This is a genomic window from Burkholderia sp. 572 (assembly GCF_040545135.1).
In the GTDB taxonomy this organism is placed as follows: domain Bacteria; phylum Pseudomonadota; class Gammaproteobacteria; order Burkholderiales; family Burkholderiaceae; genus Burkholderia; species Burkholderia cepacia.
This window is the reverse complement of the sequence record NZ_JBEPLH010000039.1, coordinates 1-20,758: the sequence shown is the minus strand read 5'-3', so window position 1 is coordinate 20,758 and position 20,758 is coordinate 1. Positions and strand designations below refer to the sequence as shown.

Sequence of the window (20,758 nt, the reverse complement as noted above, 5' to 3'; positions counted from 1 at the left end):
GATCTCCTTTTTCTTAAATAGCGTCACACTGCAATCCATACCCGGGAGCCTCGAAATTGCGAAAGAGCACAATCATTGCGACCTGCCTCGTCAACGTGAAAAGCGGGATCAAACTGGAACAGGCCGAGCTCATCGTCCGCGAAACATTCGATGAGAATTTCCCGAGAGACTCGTTCGACGACTGGAACCTCAACATCGACGAGCGAACAGCCAACCACATCATTCGATCGGTCGGAAATGCGTCACGGATCAGAGTCGAACAGTTCATTCGCGACCTGTGGTGATGTCGGCCTGCGGCAAAGCCCCAACGCTTTTGGCAAACGGATGCTTGAACGTGCGGCCTTCGGCCTGCGCCAACGCCTCCATGTCAAACAGCCCGATCACGTCCTGCACGAATCCGAGAACGTCGAGTCCAGTCACACCGTCTCGCCGCATAACGATCACTGGGGCCTCGCCGCTCTCGCTACCGACAACGACCTTGATGTATCGAGGCATGTCAGGCGATCTCCTTTTGTTGAGCGAGCTCAGGCCAGATCTCTTGCCAGTCATACGGGCGCAGCACTTGCCGAGTGACGACCCCATTCGACTCGCGCCAAATGGCCACGCACAGTTTCTCGCCGGGCGTCCGTTGCCCATAGATGACATTCCGAAGGAACGCGTACGTCGTGCCGCACCGCGCCGCGAAGGCGTGGCGCTCAGCGACGGGGATGACCATCAAGAATTTTTTGAATTCGTCCATGCCCGCAAGGCTACACCATTCAGTGAAGCCAATCAACACCATTCGGTGAATTCACCAAATGATTTCACCGTGCTCTAATCGCGCCCATGAAAGAACTTCCCGACATCCGCCGGCAAAACCTCCAAACCCTCGTTGACGAACATACGCTCGCCGAGGTCAGCCGCCGAACAAAGAAGCCCGCTAGGCAGATCAGCGACATGCTTGCCGCCCGGAAGTCGTTTGGGGAAAAGGTCGCCCGAGCGATGGAGGCATCATGGGATCCGGATTTGCCACCTGGCTGGCTCGACAGCGAGCGCACCGATACAAAGGCCACCGGTGCCCCCCAAGATCCACTGCCTAAAGGACACCATCCGGTGCTTTTGAAGTATCCTATTAATACAAAGAACTTTCGCTGCGTGTTCGTTGTAGGGCGAGCGCAAGGCGGTTTACCTGAGAGAATATGGACGGACGGGGATTATCCGGTGGGAGCAACAGACGACTATGCAGAGATCGCAACCGGCGATCCACATGCTTTCCTTTCCCCGGTCGTAGGCACGTCAATGGCGCCCCGATTCAACCCGGGAGAGTTTGCCTTGGTCGAGCCTGGTACCGAACCCGAGATAGAAGACGATGTTTTGGTTCGCCTTGCAAGTGGAGAAACGATGCTAAAGCGCCTACTTTCGCGTCGAGGTGGTTTAATACGTCTCGGAAGCTACTCGGAACACGCTACGTTCACCTATCGCCCAGAAGAAATCACGTGGATGTATTATGTAGCGCACCAAGTTCCGGCCAGAAAAATAAAAATCAGAATGTAAATTCAAATTCAACATCAAAAATAGCAAATAGTATCTAATCGACACTATCACTGTAGCGCGCACAAGCCACTCTTTCCCCCCCTAAAAACGCCCCCGCAACTAAGATCTAAATCGCAAGATTGCACACAACAGCCGACAACCGTCAATCGCAGCATCTCCCGTGATCAAAGAGAGTCTTCTTCGATCACATCACGAAACGATCAAGTATAAGATGGCGGCAATGAGCATTCGGTCGCTTCTACCACGTCTGCATGGAACTCCAACAGGTTTGCTAACGACACGACGCATGAAGAGCCCACAACTTTGTGGGCTCTTCATTACATTTTCACGAGATCCAATGCATTTTGCATGAGATCGAAAATGGATCTTCAGTGACAATCAACATTACCATTTGATCCACAGCTTCACCAACACTCCAAGCAATCATACATTCATGCCACGTCTTGAATATTAATGTTGCTCACTTGACTCAGGCGACTTGGCTTAATTCTAATAGACGACAACTCAATTCCAGAAAAACTCGCCCCCGCCAAATTCGCCTTTGAGAAACGAGGTTTAACCTCAAACTCGATATTGTCAAACCGAGCATTCGATAGATTCGCACCCGAGAAATTTACACCCGAAATATCCGCTCCGCTAAAATCGGCATTTCTGAGATCTGCATTCGAAAAATTTGCGCCTGTTACCTTCGCATCGCGAAAAACTGCATTACCAAGGTTAGCGTTCACGAAATTTGCATCATCGAGATCAGCGTCAGAGAAATCCGCATCAGAAAAATTTGCATCTGCGGCGGATAATCTAAAACCATGGGCACCTCGGAAATTGGCGGCATTGCCGTATGCCCTATCAAATGTGGCAAGATTCAATGCTGTCGAACGGAATACGGCGTTCGCAACGTTACTCCCGTAAAAATCAGCCAAATCAAGGATTTGCTCCGAAAAATCTTGCCATCCCAACGACATAAGTAGCATCGCTGGAGTCGGGCCAATCCGCTGCGGCACAACCGCGCGAAGAAATGATCCGAAGGAGTTTGGCGCAGCAACTTCGAGCCAAACAACCTTCGCAGCGGCTTTCGCAAGAAGGTGCGTGACTACCAGTAGCGCTTCCTTGGCGTTTCGCGCCTGAGCAACGACTTCACGATACGGAAGTGTTCGCAACTTATCCATCGGCAAATCGCGATTGATGGTATGCGAAAGAAGCTGTGACGTCTTTTCCAGCCAACCTTCACGCTGCTCGGCAGCTTGCAGCGCAAATTCATTGGATAGAAATTTGGAAATGTAAGGTGTCAGTGGAGATGGTCCCGTCAAACCAATCCAATGTTCAAGTGCTGTATCTATGTCCCAGCCATCGTCCGGGTCGGCTTTCCTTCGATCAAGGTGCATGCATATTTTCATCACGCCACGACGCAAGCGGAGTGCGGTTAAGTATTCACCAAAACTCTTGTGAGTGAATACGAATGCAGCACTTCCATCAACAGTCCGACTGTGTCGTCGGAAAAAGAAGGCAGCCAATAAACGAGTAACGCCATATTCCGCGCCTTCGCGAAATACATCGAGGAGACTTCCCAGACCACTTTGCTGGCAATGTCGAAGAATATCATCAACCGAGGTGGAGCGCCCATCGCTGCTTTGCCATGCAGCCAGCCCAATCTCCTCTAATACTCTACAGAAATCTGCCCTCTTCATCTGCGCAATTGGGCGATAAGGGCGATTTTTTTCGTATCCCCGCTCATACACAGCAGTCAACAAGTCACCATATACAGTATTTAGCGAAACCTCCTTGGTAAAATCAACCGTTCCTCTATTAAAGCTCAGAGCGACAAGATAGCTCAAAAGCGGTTGTGCAGTTATCTCAACTAGGTCACGTTTGTTCAACGACCTCGGCAATGCCGAAAAATTTGCTCCTGTGAGTTGTCCATATTTTTTCCACCAAATATCGCGCAAGTCATTTTTTAACAATTCCTTCGGATCGTTATACTCACCCCTCTCGTGCGGCGCTACGAAATAAGGAAGTATGGTTAAAACCTCCCCCGGCTTTCTAAACGACGTTTCGTTTTCCTGCACCACTAGCTCGCGACCACTTAAGACGGCTCTCAACCTCAGATCCCGTTGATTTCGCCTCATCAACAGCAGATCGACCGCATCAAGGAAATTTTTAGCGACATTGCTCGCGGCCGCGCCTTGGCTAGCGAGTTCGTCGAGGCCATCGAAAACAAGGATAATATTTTTTTCCGAAGATGATGCGTCAATTGGAGCCGATGAAAAAATTCCTTCATCACGAAGATAGCCAGCCACTTCGTCAGCCACATCTTTCGTTGGATCAATTAAATGGAGTGGAATATAAATTGGCTTAAATTTCCCAGCCTCCGCCAATTTAGCGCAAAATATCCTCATAAACGAAGACTTGCCGCTTCCAGGCCCACCACTAATGACGCGGATTGCATCATCTTTATTCGCCGCGTTGAGCCAAGACATTAGCTGCCCCTCCAGCTCAACAACCTCTCTAACTTCTTTCTTTAACTCACCAGCCCCCATATTGCTGACGGATGTACGCTCTCCAGACTTCTCAAAAACAACAGTGTATGCATTCAATGGCACATAAATCTGGGATAGACCGAACGGCTCATCAAATACATTTTCATCGATTCTCCTGCGCAACTCAGATGAGTACTCAGCCCACTCAGATAAGCGCTCAATCGCACCGTGAAAAGGGCCATCGACCTCATCAAAAATGGCCTCGTAATCTACTTTTCTAGATCTCCACTCTTTATGCAGCGCGTAAACGAAATAGGACGGGAATCTTGAAGAGATTGATTCGGCGGCATGAGGGCCCGCCCCCACATCTATTAGCCATTGCGACAAAATAGGCAAAAATGCAGAAACTATTTCAGTCTTGTCTGGCGCCCGAATAAAATCAGAATTTACACTCACTGAAATATCTGCAAACACACCATCTATTGCAGAATTAAGCTTACTGTTTACATCCGCACTTCCATCTGCTAGAAAGTTCAGCGCATCGAAAGCCAGATCATAGCTGGCCGCAGCCAACGAACGCTCAATAAGCTTGTATGCCCTTTCCTCGGTTGTCGCAGACAAACTCAATGCTCCAAGTGCGTCGACGATATCAACCGGCACGTATTCGAGCTTACCAGAAAGAGAATGGATTACGCCCTTTGCGACTGCTTTCAGCAAGGGCGCCGTATCGATTTTAAATTTCTTCCAAAATGCCGTAGGCGATTTAGCAACAACGCTGTCTTTTTCCGGGATTTTCATTTTATGCCGACCAATCTATTATTCTCATCTCTGACTCGTGCCACACATTAAGTGTAGCGCCCCGTTGTCCCACTTTTAACTTCGTTTCCCACATCCGCAGCGACGTTCAGTTTTATGTTAACTGCGGCTTGCACCCTCGGCCCGTTGTCACCACACGACCTAAACCGTTTTCTGACCGGTTCATGCGCATCGTTGACATCCCCGCCCATCAAAGCTCGAACTGCAAAGCATCCACCCACCTTTGCGCGAACTAGTGTAATCGCAGCGTCCAAAGATCGGCAACGTATGCTCGCATTCTCCCGCGCCAATCATTTCCAATTTCCATACCTGCATCGAAAATTCACCGTTCGGTGTTGACACAAACATCACCATTTGGTGTAATTGACCTCAACGCAGCTTTGATCACTGCGCCACCGCTCTAAGCGGTCGATCTTTAAGAGTGCTAGTGCGCCGGGACCGCAGTACGGGGAGCAACCGGCCGGCTCAACGGTGTAGCCGAGAAACGGGGTAGCGCCCGACACCGCTCAACAGCTTTCAGTGAGGGCGCCTCAAGCCGGCGCGGCGGCTCTAAATAGCCCGTATCTCTCGACACCCCGTAGTGGTATCGAGGCGCCCTCCCTGAACGTTGTTGGAATGCCGGAGCTTTGAACGACGCGCGTTCGGCCCGCGGATTGTTCGCATCCTATGACCGAGTGCGCGCCCTTGAATGCTTCGACAGCGTTGATCGGACGACATTGGAGATCAGTGTCGCTCGTTGAGCGTTGTTGTCATTTCGGATTTCTAATCATATTGGAGAGGCACATATGACCACCGTCACCAAGGAACAAATCTATGACGAGCAGATCTCGCCGCTCATGACCCAGATCATCGCCATCTGCAAGGAGCACAAGATCCCGATCGTTGCGTCGTTCTTTACTCCCAGCGACGACGATCCCGAGCTCGCAGTCACGACCGCACTGCTCGGCAACGGCTTCGAGGCTCCGAAGAACTTCAGCAACGCGTTGCGCGAACTTCGCCCTGAGCTTTTCGGCGGAGCACCGTTGATGCTTCGCACTGAGCATAGCGACGGCAGCACAACGCTGACCGCCATTCTCTGATACCGGTTACACCAAGCCAAAACAGCAAAGTGAGATGACCATGAATCGAGATTGGATTCCGCTGTGCGTGATCGCCGGCTTCTACCTGCTTGCCGGCGCCGTCGCTCCCCCGATCGAAGCACTGATAGGAGTGTGGTCGTGAAAGCCCTTCTGATCCTGTGGCTCAAGAGTATTGGCGTGTTGATTGTCTCCATCCTGGTTCTCGCCACCACGCAACAATGGGACGAAACAGCACGCTGTGCGGCAACCTACTGCACTTAGTCAAATCACGTGGCAGTGACGTCTTCATTCCAGGTGGTGAGTCCATATCAAGCTGTCGATCAATTCCATCGAATACTTGATATATCCAGCTTGCAACACAACAACCGCGTGCTCCGGCATCTGAAAGACATTCGGATACGCGCTTAACCCAGGCGCTTTCGCGTCCTTAAGTACGCGAGCAGAATCCGCAATGCGCTCGCATGCAGTTCGAATCGCAATAATTGGCATAACGAATTCTGGTGATGGCAGCTCTAATACGGGAATTTCACGGAGAGCCACACCGACTACTTCAAGACGATTCGGATCGTACAGGCTCTGAAGGTATTCGAATGTGCTCTCGGAATCTCGAAGATTGGTCAAGAGCTGATCGGCCATCGTGCTTGCCTCGCTCGCAACCTGGCGAAGATACAGCGCGCGCTTGCGAATGCTTTCTTTCTGGTCGTTTTCTTGCTGCAGTCTTTGCTTATCGAACTGCCATTTAACCATTACGGCTGAAGCAAAGATAGCAACTATTCCCCCAGTTGCTTGCACCCACGACGCCATGAAATCTGGTTTGTAGGCTTCCGTTCCAGCTGATGTCGCGCCGAACAAAGAAACCATAATCACGATCGCAATTCCACCAAGAATTCCGAACACCGCATTCCATTGCCTCATCGCGTCCTCGTTGTGAAATGAAGCGCGAATCCTAGCATGCCCCCTTCTCCGAGCCGCGCAAATTCCGTTGCCTCGGACGCGCGGCTTTTTCTTGTGGGCGGCTTGTATAGCGCCCGCTCTTTTCGTTTTTCCCCTGGTAGTAGCACTTTGCGGGCGCCCCCTGTGGCGCCCGCTTCTTTTCTGATTTGAGGATGCGATGAGCGTACCCACCGCAGTTTTCCTGTTCGACAGGACCGGCAACATGGCTAGGCCATGGGCAGATGCCGGATACCGCTGTATCTGCTTCGACGTGCAGCACGCCGGCCGCGTGGTTCGAGACGGGATCATTTTCCAGCACTGGGACGCGTTGCTCGGTGCGCCAACGCTTCCGGCTGACTCGACCGCGGTGTTCGGTTTTGCGTTTCCGCCATGCACCGATCTCGCGGTGAGCGGTGCGCGCTGGTTCAAGGACAAGGGACTGCGCCGGCTCGCCCAAGCGATCGAGATGGTAGCAGTCGCCGACGAGTTCCTGAGCGGCCTCGGCGTGCCGTACGGCATCGAGAACCCCGTGAGCGTGATCTCGACTCATTGGCGCAGGCCGGACTACACGTTTCACCCGTACGAGTTCACCGGCTTCGAGCTGTCCGACAACTATACGAAGAAGACGTGCATTTGGGCGGGCGGCGATTTCGCGATGCCGCCGCCGAACCGCGCGGGAGGTCTCGGCGTGCCAGACAACCGGATCCACGCTGTCCCCCCATCCGACGACCGCGGCGACATCCGCTCGGCTACGCCGATGGGGTTCGCGCGCGCGGTGTTCGCGGCGAACGTGAAGCAACTGACCAGCTGAGGACCACACCATGACCACCGACAACGCGTCGCGCGGCGACAAAACCATCACATTCCGCGGCGAATCGCTGACTCTGTCCGGCGCGCAGCTGCTCGAAGCGCTCGACTTCCTGGCGCCGGAACGCGATCGCGACCAGCTTGAAAGCGAACTAACGTTCCGGCGCGGCGAAGGCCACGCGGGCAATGGCATGTATTGCTGGCTTACGGAGTACCCCGAGGAAGGTGCGCTCTTCGTCGATGGGTCGACCACCGTCCCGACCGAAGCCGCCACCGCGCCGGCGGACGAGCGGGCGGAAGGTGTGGACGGGCTCGCGCACGAAGTCTGGTCAGCGGCGCAACTCGCGCCGGGCGAAGGAATCGAGGACGCGGTGCAGCGAATCGGCGCCATCCTCTCCCGCTCGCCTGCTTTGGCGGCGGAATCAGAACAGCCCAGTCACACTGTGGGCTAAATATGTGAACACCAGTCAGAAATCGAAATCGTCAAGCTCGATGTAGAAAACCGTAGCAGCCGCCTGCGACCGGCCATCAACGTCACATCCCCTTTGACTCGCAATCGCCAACAGGTGATTTGGTAATCGGTTGTTGACACTCGAAATCACGCTCGCTCGACGTTCGCGGGTCAAAAGCGCGCTCACCTCGCCATCAGGCCAATAGACAAACACGTTGAACGAATACTGATGCTGTGCCGAATCCGAGCGATCGGCCGTAACGTGAATACCCGGCCTAGGCCCAGCCCCCATAACTCTCGGCTGAGCGTGACTTCCTTCGATTGAGACTTCGATGGCGTTCGCCCAGGGAATCAGACAGTGCCGCTCGAATGCATCAATCTCAGCGTTTGAAAGTGCCATGATTCACTCCAAAGTGCATTCGCATGCGGATGAGGCATGTTAGACGCAACCGGGAGATCTCATCCGTATCGACTAAGCCATTCAACCGAAAATTGCTTCGCATACTCGACGGCCTGGACCTCGGTATCGAATTCACCGAGGTTCCGAAACGCGGCCTCCCTGCTGTACCCCAGCTTCGTCACTTCGACCTGGGCGGCGAATTTGCCGTCCGCCGACACGCGCGGCTCGCAGTTCATCTCGTACCCGCGCATCACAAATTTCTTTTGCATCGCATCAGTAAATCTTTTTGAGACTGAGGGATCGTAGCATGCCCGCATCAACCACCATAAAGCCGCTCTACCTCGACCTGCCAGCAGTGGCAACCGCTCTCTCGCTATCGGAAGCGACCGTCCAAAAACTGGTGCGCGAGAACAAATTCCCGAAGCCGCGGCTTCTCTCCGATCGGCGAGTTGCGTGGCTGACACGCGAGGTCGAAGCCTGGGCAGAAGCATGCCCTGAATCGGATCTCGCGCCTCCTCCCAATACCGGCCATAGTAACCGGCGCCGCAAGTTCACTTGCGCAAGCCAAGACCTGAACTCTCGGTCAGCATCAGATCAAATCTGAGTTGACATCGCCGTCACCTCCTCAAGGGCCGTCACCGGCCCGTTCCGGCCGCTCAACGCTCTCGAAAACGGCCAGTCGTTGTGTATGCCAAAATTACGCTCGATAGCGCCCTCTCTTACTTTATGTTCGCAAACGGGGGAACCAATGAGCACGAACAGCATAACCGATACTCACAACCTGTCGGTGTACAAGTGGAAGAAATTGGGAAAGGAGTCGCTTCTAAATGCGCTTAGGCTTCACCGAGATGCGATTCTTCTCTTTGAAGCCAATTCTTTTCCGTCTGCGTTCCAGTTGTCGGTTCTGTCATTGGAAGAATTTGCGAAAGCCAAGTGGATCGAGCACTATTATTACAGTTCGATTACGAATTGTGGGTTCGAAGAGGCGAGGTTTGAGCAGCAGGGGTTGAAGCTTCTTTACATACATTTAGAGAAGCAATATGCCTTTGTTGCGCGCGACATGTTTGAATATCCCCCATCCCTTGTCGAATTTATAAAAAATGGCGGCTTGGAGCGGCGAAAGCAGCAAGCTGTCTACGTCGGACTGGATCGCGATCGAAAAACTGTATTCGTAAAAGATCGCATTTCACTTCCCTCGTCGATCAAGCAAAAAGAAGCAAAGCGAATGATTTCGTGGATAAACGCAGAGTTTGTTCTCATACACAAGAAACTGACGTTTTACGAGCAATACTTTGGAATTAAAGAAATGGATGAGGTTATGCTATCACCATCGGCCAGTGTGATATTTGAGTGGCCTTACAAATCTAGAACGAGATCACCCAAACACCGCCACGCGCATCTGCGTCAGCCGTCAACCTCCGTAGCCGGCTCATAACGATCAAATGAATCCGATGATAGCAGTCAGTCGCCCACCTGTTCGGCCCGGGCAGGCGACGCTATTTTATTAACTCGTTACCGATTCTTTTTCGCGAAACTTTCCGTGGATCTTCCAAGTGGTAGCGCAATGATCCTCAAACGACCCGCCGAGGTCCAAACCCGACTTGCCGGCAGTCAGCTTCAGTCCTGCATTGATCCCGAAGTCGTCTTCGTAGTTCACAGTTAGTGAAAATTCAGTCAATCCGAATTTGATTCTGCCTTTCGCAATTGATTGCCACGTGGGCTCGTGTGGGTACCATACGAGCGGTTCTGGTAGAGAGGGTTGAGTGGTTCCACAGAGGTTAGCTTCATACAAAAGTGCGGACACGCCCGACTGCTTGCTGGAAATTTCGATGCCAGCATTAGCGTCCGGCATTGGAGCAGAGAGGGTGGCTGCGAATTCTCGCGACCAGCCTCTTACATGCTCCACCTTAATTTCACTCGCTCCCAAAGACATCAGTAGATCAATCGCTTCCGAGAATTTGTGCTCAAAAGCAAGGCGATGAAACGAGGCAACGGTGAAATAAACCCCATTTACCGCCGGGTGGGCCACATACAGTACGCCGTCGCGTGGGTGGCCCGGTGGGAAGGTCAGTGAGTTAGCTTGCGTCCGGCTTATCTGGGTGATGTCGAGCCCGCTTTGGCGCGCTTTGCTCCATGCGATCAAAGCTTCCGCACCAGCAACCAAGACGCCTGCTAGATTTGCGCCGTAGAGCGCCCTCAGCGCGTTTTCGCCAATCTTTGCAAAGTCAATTCCCTTTTTGGGTTGGAGCGCAGCGGCTTCTGCTTCCTCAGCTGCCTTTACCACCTCGTCCGGTGCAACAACGATTAATTGATTATTCATTAGTGGAGACCGAATTAGATCAAGATTTCGATTTGCTTTCGGAAGCACGCTTCAGCGTATTCCTCAAATCCGAGAAAGATCAAAGAAGTCGACGTCGCGCGCATCCTCGAGATCGATTGTGGACGATCTGAGACGCCATGTCGAACGGCTGCAAGTGGCCGGCAACTGCCTCTGGTGACCAGCGCATACCGGCCCAACTCAGCTGGGCGGTCTGGTATCGCCTCGATGGCCATTCCGGGCCGACCGCCACCCGCCGCGATTGAGCACCCGCGCCAGCACGTGTCCAGCCTGGTGGGTGAGCGTGATGTGCAGGCACGCGTGGTTGCTGCCTTGAAACCGGCCAGCCCGGCCAAGGCGTTCGCTTCACCCAAAGCCGCCGGGCGCTTGACCTCACACGTTGAAACTGCCCCACGACAGGATGCGCAAGCGGCACCGAAGAAAACGCACACCGCCGGACGCGCCGCCGCCCGACGTGATGCGACTGGCTTTCAGCGTAGGCGCCGCTGGTTGACAGCATTCCCATAATCGTCAATCCTTGTGTCCATGGAACATCGAGCCATCGCCATCGCGCTGATTATTCGCACCATTCTCCGAATGGTGGGTTAGCGCGTACTTGCTCGATAACGAAAACCCGCCGCCGAGGCGGGTTTTTCATTTCCGCTTCTAGGCTTGCCCACCCTGACCTGGAAAGGAAATCATCGTGTTCATGCACCGAAACCCATTCGACGCGCACGTACAGAGCCCCGCCCATCCTTCGGCGCCGTTCGATTACCTCAAAAAAATCCTGACCGCGCGGGTCTACGACGTCGCGATCGAAACCGATCTGGATTTCGCGCACAACCTGTCGGTTCGGTGTCGCAACGCGATCCATCTGAAGCGCGAGGACAAGCAGCCGGTGTTCTCGTTCAAGTTGCGTGGTGCGTACAACAAGATGGCGCAGATGCCGGCTGATGCGCTGGCTTGCGGTGTCATCACCGCGTCGGCCGGCAACCACGCACAGGGCGTTGCGTTCTGCGCGGCTCGCATGGGCGTGCACGCCGTGATCGTGGTGCCGCTCACGACGCCCCAGGTCAAGGTGGATGCCGTGCGCAGGCATGGTGGTTCGCGTGTCGAGGTCATTCAGGCCGGGGAGTCGTACAGCGACGCCTACGCGCACGCGCTCACGTTGCAGAAGGAGCGGAACCTGACGTTCGTGCATCCGTTCGACGACCCCGACGTGATCGCCGGCCAAGGCACGGTGGCGATGGAAATCTTGCGCCAGCATCAAAAGCCGATCCATGCGATCTTCGTGCCGATCGGCGGCGGCAGCCTGGCGTCCGGCGTGGCGACCTACGTGAAAGCCGTGCGACCGGGCATCAAGGTGATCGGCGTGCAGACGGAGGATTCATGCGCGATGGCGCAGTCGCTCCGTGCGGGTGAACGCGTCGAACTGGTGGAGGTCGGTTTGTTCTCGGACGGTACGGCGGTCAAACTGGTTGGACAAGAGACTTTCCGGTTATGCCGCGAACACCTCGACGACGTGGTGACGGTCGATACCGATGGCCTGTGCGCGGCGATGAGGGATGTGTTCCAGGATACGCGGAGCGTGCTCGAACCGGCCGGTGCCCTGGCCGTCGCAGGGGCAAAGCTGTACGCCGAGTGCGAAGGGATCGAGAACGAAACGCTCATCGCGATCACGTCCGGCGCCAACATGAACTTCGATCGGCTGAGTTTCGTTGCGGAGCGCGCGAAACTGGCTGTCGCGTAGAAACCGATACGCAGGCCGGTGCATTGTTTGAGAGGCCGGGCCACCGGCCCTGTTGTTTTTACTCCGCTTGGTTGTCCAGGTACGCTCGCACGGCCCGATACGTGCCCTCACAATCGAAAGCAACCGACGGAAATCGACCCGCAACGGCCCGTCAACCCGAGACGCGGCCGCTGGCTCCTCTCGACGCCATAACGGCCATTCGTACCTACCACGAGACACACAAATCGAAAGGGCAATTTCGCTCACTGAGAGACAAGTTCAATGCTGATCCCGCGCGCAGCGTCGCGCTCGACTCCGGCAAAGCGGCGGGCCTTCTCCCTGAGTACAATCTTCGCTGACGAGCCAACTTGGGTTCGCGGCGCCACGGTATCGACGCGCATGGGTCCACCTGCCTAGGGTTGAATCCCGGTGTCCTGTCGCGCGCATATCCACGAGCGGAACCAGAAAAAAGAATAGGTGAAGCATGAATGGATCGGTTGTTGGTGCCACCCTTATCGAGCCGTCGCTTGCGATGCCGCTTGGCAGCGACAGTCCGCAGGTACATCCCACGCAAGATGCGTACGGATATGCGCCGTTCGCGCGCGCGATTGCGAGTGCCGCGCGCAATACCCCCGGGCCAAAGGGCCTAGTCATGGCGATAGACGCACCATGGGGAGCTGGGAAGACATCGCTGCTCAACTTCGTGCGGCACTATCTCACAGATTCCTCGGGGCAAGCGCCAGCCGACATGGAATCCGCTCCCGTGGTCATTGACTTCAATCCGTGGTGGTTCGCAGACCGTGACCAACTGGCGGCCCAGTTCCTCGCCCAGATCAGCGCTCAGTTTCCGGCTGAAAACGAGGTGCTCATGGCGTGTGCTGAAGCCATGTCGACGTACGCTGATGCTATCGGCAGTGCGGTATCGACCTCGATAGCGGCGAGCACTGGGGTGAAGCTCCCGCTGCTCGACAAGATGGTTGCCTATGCGCTGGGGCGTTTCCGCACTTCGCCCAAGGACGTACCAAAACTCAAGGCGACGATCGCCGAGAAGCTCGCTCAATCCGGACGGCGCTTTGTGGTCTTCGTCGATGATATTGACCGGCTCGCGCCCGATGAAATACGCGAAGTCTTCAAGGTAATCAAGGCGCTCGCGGACTTCCCCAACGTCGTGTATCTGCTCGCTTTCGACCGCCAACTTGTGTCGCAGGCGCTCCGTTCGTCGCTCAACATTGAAGACGGAGACGCATACGTCGAAAAAATTGTTCAGGCGCAATTCTCGCTGCCAGCGGTCGACCACGATCTGCTTGTTGCCAAACTGATTGCCGACCTGAACGAGCTCTTCGGCGACATCGACGCTCCAGAGTTCGCGACCACATACTGGGGCAACGTTTTCCACGACGGCCTGTCTCCCCTCATTCAGCGACCGCGTGACGTCGTGCGCATCATCAATTCGCTTCTGGTCACATTTCCGGCAGTACGCGGCGAAGTCAACCCGGTGGACTTCATCGCGCTAGAGTTCCTGCGCGTGTTCGTGCCGCCTGCCTATGCGGCTGTGCGTGACAATCTCGACTACTTCACTGGCACCGGCGGCCGCGAGGGACGTCGTGAGCGGGAACGTACCTTTCACGATGCATGGCTCGCATCCCTAGATGAAACCTACAGGACGCCCGTGAAGGCCTTGCTTCAAAGGCTGTTCCCGCGGCTGCAATCCGTCTGGGGTAACACGTTCTTTGCAGCGGAGCACGTACGGGAATGGAATAGGCTGGCCCGTGTGTGTTCACCTGAGATGTCCGATGTTTATTTCCAGTTTGGGGTCCCACCGACAAGACTGAGTCGCGCCGAGCTGCGCGCCTTCATTGCCCTGAATGACGAAACTGATGCGCTTGAGCGCGCGTGGTCGAACGCACTCGACGACCGTCGCACCGACGGGAGTACCCGCGCGCATCAACTTCTTCTTCGCCTGATCGAACTCGATGATCTTGGTGTGGACTTCGCGCGCTCATGCCTGCGCGCGGTTTTCCGTATCGGCGACCGGATGCTCGCCATTGACGGCGATCGAGTACCAGGTTTTTATTCGATTCATGCCTCGGTCCAGTTCTACTGGCTCGTGCATCATCTGGCAAAGTGCCTGCCGACCGCGGAGCGGGAGCCTTTGTTCCTTGATCTCGCCCGTAGTGCCGTCGCCTTGAGCGCGGTTTGCCATATCACCAGCAGCATCGACAATATGCACCAGCCGGATGCAGGGGAGCGTGATTCGGTCTTTCGGGAGTTCTCTCCCGAGACCGTGGCGGCAATGCGGACGGCAGTGGTCGAGCGCCTCAGACATCTTGCCGGCGACGGTCGGTTGTTGGATCTGCCGGAACTGTTCTTCAACTTGCACCTGTGGGATAGCTGGGGACGACCGGACGATGTGAGCACGTGGCTTGGCCAGATGGTGGGTGTTGATGCCACCCTGCTTCGCGTTCTGAGGCATGCGCTCAGAGTCGGCAGTTCGCAAAGCCACGGCGATCGGGTGGCACGTCGTGTCTTATCGATGAATCCGCGAGATATTGAACGCTATCTTCCGCCTGCGATCGGGCTGGAAGATCTCGCAGCAAGGGTTGAAGTCGTTGCTGGCCGAAATCCGCTGACGGACGACGATAAGGCGTGCATCCAGGCGTTCCGACTGGGAATGGAAGCACTCAGGCAGAGAGAAATTCCAGAACGTGCCGAAGAGTGAGGTGTGGCCGGAGCCGTACTGAGTTTCGCCCTCACGCGCGCAGTGCAGCGCGCGCGACCGCAAACCGTGCTTCGTGGTCGCGTCGATGCATAAAACCCGTGCACTGGCGGCGCTAGCACGCATTGAGTGTCCGTTTCGGAAGGTGCAGCGGCCGCTCCAAGATGCCCGGAATCAAGCGAACGATGTCTCCTGTTGGCCGAACAGAGTCAGACGATCTGACGCTGTCCGTTTGGTCTAACCTCGCCTTACACAACAGATTACTTAGTCGGATATCGCAGCACGAGTTCATCAAGGAACTGCGACAGGCGCGTGAGCCACTCTCGACGTTCCCGATCGTAGTGGTGCCGGTTATACACGCCGGCTACACCCGGTTGAACATGACCAAGTACCGCCTCCGCGACATCATGCGGGCACCCAAGTGCGGCAAGCATAGTTCGGGCGGTCCTCCGCAAATCGTGAGGCGACCAGTGCGTGACGGGTAGCCGCGGCCGATTATGATTCGGCGCCTGCTTACAGTACGGCTGATGATAGTAAATGCCGTGCGAAATGACGGTCTGCTTCATCATCTCGCCGGTCGACGTCGGGAACAGAAAGCCGTTCACAGCCTGGTCCTTGCGTCGACGGACAACGGCCTCGGCTCGACCAACGAGCGGCACCCGCAAATCCCCTGCTTTCGCGCGCCACGAGTTCTTGGTTTTTTCCTTCGGCACGGTCCACCAGAGGCCGTCCGCCTCGTCGGCGATTTCGTGCGACTCCATAGAAATGATTTCGCCGCCGCGGGCGCCCGTCCACAGATACAACGTGATCGCGTCCGAAACCGTTAGGCTCATATTCGGCAGCCAGCGGAGCAGCGTGCCAACCTCATCCTCGCCCAATACCCGCTTTTTTGTGCCCATGGCGACGCCGTCGATCGTGCGCCCCTTGCTACGAAGCTTGCCGCGCAGGATCATTCGCCACCAGTTCGGCGTGCCGTCAGGCAGCCTCCCAGCGTCCATCGCATAGTCCCATGCTCCGCCTAACTCCATGCGGAGGCGAGCGGCGAGCGCCGGCGTGGCACGATAGGAATTCAAGAATTCGAACGCCTGCGCACGAGTTATCGACGCAGCCGGAACGCTCTCGATCGGGCCGAGCATCGCCTTGAACATCCGCCTAACCTCGATCACGCCCTTATCCTTCCGGGTCGGCTCCAGATAGCCGCCCATGTAGTCGAAACACACCCGCTTGACGGTGTATGCGTCGACAGTGCGCGAATTGGCAACCGCAGCGCGCTTCTCGCGCTTTGCAGCAGCAGGATCGGCCCCGGCATCGCGCTCCGCTCGCCTTTGCTCCCATTCAGAAATCGCTGCGGGAAACCCCATGGCCGGCCACTCGCCGAGCTTCACCTGACGCATCCGGTCGTCAATGGGGGATTTATATCGGTAGATCCAGGAGCGACGGCTCTCGCTGGCCTGAAAGCGGAGTCCCGGGAATCCGTCAAAGGTCATGTGCTGCCCTGCAGGCAGCTTGCTCGCGGTTCGTGCGTCGAATCTCATCAGCGGTCGGCGTAGGTTTTTGTTGTAGGCCGGGACCGCAGCGTAGCTTTTCGGTCTGGCGTAGGAAAATGTTACGCCAGAGTGCCAAGTTTTCGCCTATTTCGTCAAGTGCAGACAATGCACCTGACAAACGCAACTTTCGGCTCAAACCCTTTACCATAAAGGCTTCGAGGTGCGAAATCCAGATGGAGCAAGGGGCTCCGCAGAGCCCCTTGTTTCCGTTACTCGTTTTCTTCGAAGTAATGCCCGAACTTCGTCTGCTTCGTGCGGATATAACGCTCGTTTTCCTCGCGCACGGGCACCGCAAGCGCCACGCGTTCGCAGACGGGAATGCCGTGCTTCGCGAGCGTGTCGAACTTCGCCGGGTTGTTGCTCATCAGCCGCACCGACGTCACGCCGAGGATCCGGAGGATCGCGGCGGCCGAGTCGTATTCGCGGGCGTCGTCGGGCAGGCCGAGGTCGAGGTTTGCCTCGACGGTGTCGCGCCCCTGCTCCTGCAGCGCGTACGCGCGAATCTTGTTGCTCAGGCCGATCCCGCGCCCTTCATGCCCGCGCAGATACAGCAGCACGCCGCGGTCTTCGGCCGCGATGTAGCGCAACGCGAGATCGAGTTGCTCGCCGCAGTCGCAGCGGTACGAGCCGAACACGTCGCCGGTCAGGCATTCGGAATGCAGCCGCGTCAGCACGGACTGCTCGCCGGCGACGTCACCCATCACGAGCGCGAGATGTTCGGCATCGCTGCCCGATACGCGGAAAGCGTACGACTTGAACGTACCGTAGCGTGTGGGCAGCGACGCTGTGGCGACGAGCGTCACGCACTCGTCGGCCTGGCCATTGCCCGGCGTGGGCAAACCTGAATCTGTCATAAGTAGTTGATTTCGTGGAGTTTCTTCGACCTGCCGCGTAAGTTGTCGCGTAAGTACAACAAAACAGACCTCTATCCTGCGAGTTTACCTCACTGCTCCCCGGCAGGTACTTTACTTCCCGAGACGCCGAAGGATGCCGCGCGCCCTGCTTTACCACGCTCCCTCCAAGGTCAATTAGGTCCTGCCTTATCGCCGCGTGTACCGACGCTTGCTTGCCCTGACGTGTACCCCACAAAAAACGCCCGCAAGCCTATTCACTTGTGGGCCGTGACTCATTTCTTTTTCCGCTTCTCGATCGCTGCTCCCCACAGCATCAAGATCAGCAAGACGACCCACACCCACGTGGGAATCCCGCCAAATACGATGCGGAACACATCAACCAGCACGTCTATGGGCCCCCCTCGATCCCGTGGGCTAACCGACAGGGGCGAAACGGCGAAAGATAGTCCAGGTACAGCGCCCAGCAACCCCGCTAGTAGTTTTCGCATTTTCGTAAGGTTTAGTAGTTGTCCCGTTATCTTACTTTCGTGCCGCCGGACTACGCCCCCGGCAACCTCTCGAACATCTTCCAGTTCGATAGTCAGCATTCACAGGCCCGTCAGCTTACCGTGGTGAAGTTATGAGGGTTGCATTCCACCGAGCACGCGCACGCCCGCCAACTTCCAAGCCACCTCCGAGGGTCCGGCACTATAATCGACAAACAACAACTTCCGGGGAGTCGTGATGGTTATTTTTCTGCTTTGGCTTGTATTTTCGGTTGCGGTCGGCATGCTTGCGGTCAAGCGCGGCCGCTCCGGGTTGGGGTGGGGATTCGTTGCGTTAGTGTTTAGCCCGCTCATTGCCGTTATTTTTCTGTTGATCGCACGTGATCTATCACCACAAAACGGCATGCCCACGCCAGAAACACATGTCAAATGCCCTGACTGTCGTGAATTCGTTTTGCGTGATGCCCGCAAGTGCAAGCATTGCGGTTGCGCTCTAATTCCTCAACCGCTCGAAGACGCAGGCAACTAAATAAATCTTCGCGACTTGCAACCCTACTCAGAACTATTACAAACCACGTTTAAATTCGTTACCACACATATACGGGGATTAAAATGAAAGGATTTTTGCTGTCAGTATTACGGATCGTTCTCGCTGTACTCGTGCTTGGCATTATCGGACTTGCAGCCATCAAATATTTCTCGGACAGGAGTTCAGGAGTCACTCAACCCGAAATTGATGCAGCGCGCGGCCATGATCCTGTCGCAACTACACCAAATGCAAATCCCACTCCCGAGGACACCAAGCGCGCCGAAGAGGAATATTTGCAGCGAGCTGCGCAACAACCAGTCGTCCAAGTTAAACAAGTCGTAGCCGACTATGAAGAAAATAAGCTCAACGCTGATGCAAAATACAAGGGAAAATCGATCCGTCTACAAGGTTTGATGGAAAGTGTTGATGGCTCAAACAGCATGATCCTGAAAACTTTCCCGACGAACTCGAAAAATGAAGATATCGATCCTGTAGGTGCGTTCAAAGAAGGAATGGACAATGAGTCGGCTCGCGTCAGCCTTTCGTTTCATGAAAGCGCAAGAGCAGCGCTTCCTACCCTGCGGCGCGGTCAGCGTCTCGATTTGCTGTGCACGGGCGACGGACAAGGAATTGGTTACCCTGATTTCAAGAACTGTATCTTTATCAGTATCGATAAAATTCTGACGCCACAAGAGACTCAGGCAAAGAAATTCGCTGAGGATACCTAACGTACGTTGCCGGACAGGGTTCAACTAGCGCCCTGACTGCAACGTTGCCGATTCAAGGACTGTCCGGACTCAATGCCGGAATCTCTCTCAACGTCCTGATTCCCTCAACCAACACGGGCGCATACACATTCAACCTGAACAACTTTGGAAACCGGGCTGTGGTGGATGGTCTGGGTAATCCTCTCGATGCGGGATATCTGGTCGGCGGAGTGATTTACCAGTTCGTCTACGACGGCACGCGATGGGTTGTCAGTTCTGGAAACGACAAGGCGCGTGCGTTGTACGTTGATGACTCAGCACCCGCGAGCGCACCCAATGGATTAGTCATCAACACGGGCCTGAATCTCACGTCGTTGACGCGTGGCTTCGTCGTCTATGTGCGTGCCGCGAATACGAACTCAACGGGGGTCACCCTCAAGGTAGACAACCTGGCCCCCGTCTCAGCCGTGGCGTCGGACGGCAACGCGATTCAAGCAACCGGCATCAAATCCGGCGGCACCTATCGATTCCTGTTTGACGGCCAACGGTTTGTCGCCGACGTTTCGAATAACCAATCATTCCCGATTGGGACGGTTCTAGACTTCTGGGGCAACCAAGCGGATATCGTGACGAAATACGGCCCCGGCTGGCAGGTTGCAGATGGATCTAACGGTACGCCGGACTTGCGCGACCGTATGACCATCGGTGCGGGACTCTCGTACCAACGCGGGGCCGCTGGGGGCGCTACAGCCGTCGCACTGGCCGTCGCTAACTTGCCTGCACACTCGCATCAAGTACAGGACGGTGGGCACTCGCATCACGCCTCTTGGGATCACGCCCACGGCATCAACGACGGCGGCCATTCTCACGGTGTCTACCAAACCCCGCACGGGCACGGCGTGAATGATGGCGGACACAACCATGCGGTTGGCATGGGTTCGGATTCGGCCTTTGCTACGCAAATTGGACGCGCGTATGGCCCGGACAACGGCCGATACTTCAACGTGTGGACGGACGTTTCAGGATCGAACATCAGCATACAGCCACAGTACGCGAACGTCTCCATCAATGGATCAGGTGCAAACATCAGCGTCCAAAATTTCCACACGGAAATTGATACCCAAGGCGCAAACGCCAACATCACGATTGGCAACACTGGCAACGGAACAGCGATAAGTATCCTCAACCCATATGTTGCTTTGTGGAAGATTATTCGGGTGTCCTAATTTTTCAGACCTCAAAGGACAACAATATGGCATTTCAGCTATCAAGAAAGTGGCTGGTCGGTAAGCGTGGCACCGACACCGTATTGCTTTAGCATGGCGGCTTTCCAATCGAGATCGCCGAGATGCCAGTGGAGCCACGTTTTATCGCGAACCGA

The 20,758-nt window shown here is 55.5% G+C and carries 21 protein-coding genes and 1 pseudogene; 14 read left to right on the top strand and 8 right to left on the bottom strand.

The window, feature by feature from the left end; genetic code table 11:
* Positions 1 to 56 precede the first annotated feature (56 nt).
* Positions 57 to 284, top strand: a complete 228-nt coding sequence (locus ABIC51_RS38840; protein WP_354007031.1) for a hypothetical protein — start codon at positions 57 to 59, stop codon at positions 282 to 284.
* Here the strand turns inward: ABIC51_RS38840 and ABIC51_RS38835 are convergent.
* Positions 265 to 495, bottom strand: a complete 231-nt coding sequence (locus ABIC51_RS38835) for a hypothetical protein (RefSeq protein ID WP_354007030.1) — start codon at positions 493 to 495, stop codon at positions 265 to 267. The two genes, ABIC51_RS38840 and ABIC51_RS38835, sit on opposite strands and share 20 nt — an antisense overlap.
* Between ABIC51_RS38835 and ABIC51_RS38830 the strand changes: the two genes are divergently transcribed.
* Together ABIC51_RS38830 and ABIC51_RS38825 are read left to right on the top strand one after the other, a co-directional pair.
* Positions 494 to 817, top strand: a complete 324-nt coding sequence (locus ABIC51_RS38830) for a hypothetical protein (protein ID WP_354007029.1) — start codon at positions 494 to 496, stop codon at positions 815 to 817. The genes ABIC51_RS38835 and ABIC51_RS38830 overlap by 2 nt on opposite strands.
* 8 nt (positions 818 to 825) lie before the next feature.
* Positions 826 to 1,533: a S24 family peptidase gene (locus ABIC51_RS38825; protein WP_354007028.1), complete on the top strand. Its 708-nt coding sequence runs from the start codon at positions 826 to 828 to the stop codon at positions 1,531 to 1,533.
* A 431-nt stretch (positions 1,534 to 1,964) separates the two neighbouring features.
* Here the strand turns inward: ABIC51_RS38825 and ABIC51_RS38820 are convergent, their stop codons facing one another.
* Positions 1,965 to 4,805: a pentapeptide repeat-containing protein gene (locus ABIC51_RS38820; RefSeq protein WP_354007027.1), complete on the bottom strand. Its 2,841-nt coding sequence runs from the start codon at positions 4,803 to 4,805 to the stop codon at positions 1,965 to 1,967.
* An 803-nt stretch (positions 4,806 to 5,608) separates the two neighbouring features.
* Here ABIC51_RS38820 and ABIC51_RS38815 point away from each other — a divergent pair.
* Both ABIC51_RS38815 and ABIC51_RS38810 read left to right on the top strand, forming a co-directional pair.
* Positions 5,609 to 5,902, top strand: coding sequence for a hypothetical protein (locus ABIC51_RS38815; RefSeq protein WP_134256703.1), 294 nt, complete (start codon positions 5,609 to 5,611; stop codon positions 5,900 to 5,902).
* Positions 5,903 to 6,040: 138 nt separating this feature from the next.
* A complete protein-coding gene (locus ABIC51_RS38810) occupies positions 6,041 to 6,163 on the top strand; it encodes a hypothetical protein (RefSeq protein WP_276322721.1) in 123 nt (40 codons plus the stop codon).
* Positions 6,164 to 6,187: 24 nt separating this feature from the next.
* On the opposite strand, the gene ABIC51_RS38805 is transcribed toward ABIC51_RS38810, so the two are convergent.
* Positions 6,188 to 6,817 (bottom strand): hypothetical protein, encoded by a 630-nt coding sequence (locus ABIC51_RS38805; RefSeq protein WP_354007026.1) that lies wholly within the window; start codon positions 6,815 to 6,817, stop codon positions 6,188 to 6,190.
* A gap of 196 nt (positions 6,818 to 7,013) precedes the next feature.
* Here ABIC51_RS38805 and ABIC51_RS38800 point away from each other — a divergent pair, with 196 nt between their 5' ends.
* Both ABIC51_RS38800 and ABIC51_RS38795 read left to right on the top strand, forming a co-directional pair.
* The gene (locus ABIC51_RS38800; RefSeq protein WP_354007025.1) at positions 7,014 to 7,646 is read left to right on the top strand and encodes a hypothetical protein; all 633 of its coding nucleotides are present in this window, start codon (positions 7,014 to 7,016) and stop codon (positions 7,644 to 7,646) included.
* Positions 7,647 to 7,656: 10 nt separating this feature from the next.
* Complete coding sequence (locus tag ABIC51_RS38795; protein WP_354007024.1) at positions 7,657 to 8,094, top strand: hypothetical protein; 438 nt, start codon at positions 7,657 to 7,659, stop codon at positions 8,092 to 8,094.
* Between the two features lie 15 nt (positions 8,095 to 8,109).
* Here ABIC51_RS38795 and ABIC51_RS38790 read toward each other — a convergent pair whose 3' ends face one another.
* Both ABIC51_RS38790 and ABIC51_RS38785 read right to left on the bottom strand, forming a co-directional pair.
* Positions 8,110 to 8,493: a hypothetical protein gene (locus ABIC51_RS38790; protein WP_354007023.1), complete on the bottom strand. Its 384-nt coding sequence runs from the start codon at positions 8,491 to 8,493 to the stop codon at positions 8,110 to 8,112.
* Positions 8,494 to 8,552: 59 nt separating this feature from the next.
* Entirely contained in the window at positions 8,553 to 8,762 is a 210-nt protein-coding gene (locus ABIC51_RS38785; protein WP_354007022.1) for a hypothetical protein, read from the bottom strand.
* Positions 8,763 to 8,800: 38 nt separating this feature from the next.
* Here ABIC51_RS38785 and ABIC51_RS38780 point away from each other — a divergent pair, with 38 nt between their 5' ends.
* The gene (locus ABIC51_RS38780) at positions 8,801 to 9,097 is read left to right on the top strand and encodes a helix-turn-helix transcriptional regulator (protein ID WP_240690355.1); all 297 of its coding nucleotides are present in this window, start codon (positions 8,801 to 8,803) and stop codon (positions 9,095 to 9,097) included.
* A gap of 144 nt (positions 9,098 to 9,241) precedes the next feature.
* Positions 9,242 to 9,928, top strand: a complete 687-nt coding sequence (locus ABIC51_RS38775) for an AbiV family abortive infection protein (RefSeq protein WP_196488930.1) — start codon at positions 9,242 to 9,244, stop codon at positions 9,926 to 9,928.
* Positions 9,929 to 9,997: 69 nt separating this feature from the next.
* Here ABIC51_RS38775 and ABIC51_RS38770 read toward each other — a convergent pair whose 3' ends face one another.
* Positions 9,998 to 10,813 carry a hypothetical protein gene (locus ABIC51_RS38770; RefSeq protein ID WP_354007021.1) on the bottom strand — a complete coding sequence of 272 codons (816 nt, stop codon included), beginning with the start codon at positions 10,811 to 10,813 and terminating at the stop codon, positions 9,998 to 10,000.
* A 706-nt stretch (positions 10,814 to 11,519) separates the two neighbouring features.
* Here ABIC51_RS38770 and ilvA point away from each other — a divergent pair.
* Together ilvA and ABIC51_RS38760 are read left to right on the top strand one after the other, a co-directional pair.
* Positions 11,520 to 12,557: pseudogene (ilvA, locus tag ABIC51_RS38765) on the top strand (threonine ammonia-lyase, biosynthetic); the annotation flags it as partial.
* 466 nt (positions 12,558 to 13,023) lie between these two features.
* A complete protein-coding gene (locus ABIC51_RS38760) occupies positions 13,024 to 15,258 on the top strand; it encodes a KAP family P-loop NTPase fold protein (protein WP_354007020.1) in 2,235 nt (744 codons plus the stop codon).
* 257 nt (positions 15,259 to 15,515) lie between these two features.
* Here the strand turns inward: ABIC51_RS38760 and ABIC51_RS38755 are convergent, their stop codons facing one another.
* Together ABIC51_RS38755 and ribA are read right to left on the bottom strand one after the other, a co-directional pair.
* Positions 15,516 to 16,790, bottom strand: coding sequence for a tyrosine-type recombinase/integrase (locus ABIC51_RS38755; protein ID WP_060286073.1), 1,275 nt, complete (start codon positions 16,788 to 16,790; stop codon positions 15,516 to 15,518).
* A gap of 221 nt (positions 16,791 to 17,011) precedes the next feature.
* A complete protein-coding gene (gene ribA / locus ABIC51_RS38750) occupies positions 17,012 to 17,656 on the bottom strand; it encodes a GTP cyclohydrolase II (RefSeq protein WP_027789400.1) in 645 nt (214 codons plus the stop codon).
* Positions 17,657 to 18,379: 723 nt separating this feature from the next.
* On the opposite strand from ribA, the gene ABIC51_RS38745 reads away from it, so the two are divergent.
* The 3 genes from ABIC51_RS38745 (at position 18,380) to ABIC51_RS38735 (ending at position 20,603) form a co-directional block, all read left to right on the top strand.
* Positions 18,380 to 18,670 carry a hypothetical protein gene (locus tag ABIC51_RS38745; protein WP_034195955.1) on the top strand — a complete coding sequence of 97 codons (291 nt, stop codon included), beginning with the start codon at positions 18,380 to 18,382 and terminating at the stop codon, positions 18,668 to 18,670.
* Positions 18,671 to 18,753: 83 nt separating this feature from the next.
* Positions 18,754 to 19,398 carry an OB-fold protein gene (locus ABIC51_RS38740; RefSeq protein ID WP_226127973.1) on the top strand — a complete coding sequence of 215 codons (645 nt, stop codon included), beginning with the start codon at positions 18,754 to 18,756 and terminating at the stop codon, positions 19,396 to 19,398.
* A 44-nt stretch (positions 19,399 to 19,442) separates the two neighbouring features.
* Positions 19,443 to 20,603: a hypothetical protein gene (locus ABIC51_RS38735; protein WP_226127975.1), complete on the top strand. Its 1,161-nt coding sequence runs from the start codon at positions 19,443 to 19,445 to the stop codon at positions 20,601 to 20,603.
* Positions 20,604 to 20,758: the final 155 nt, after the last annotated feature.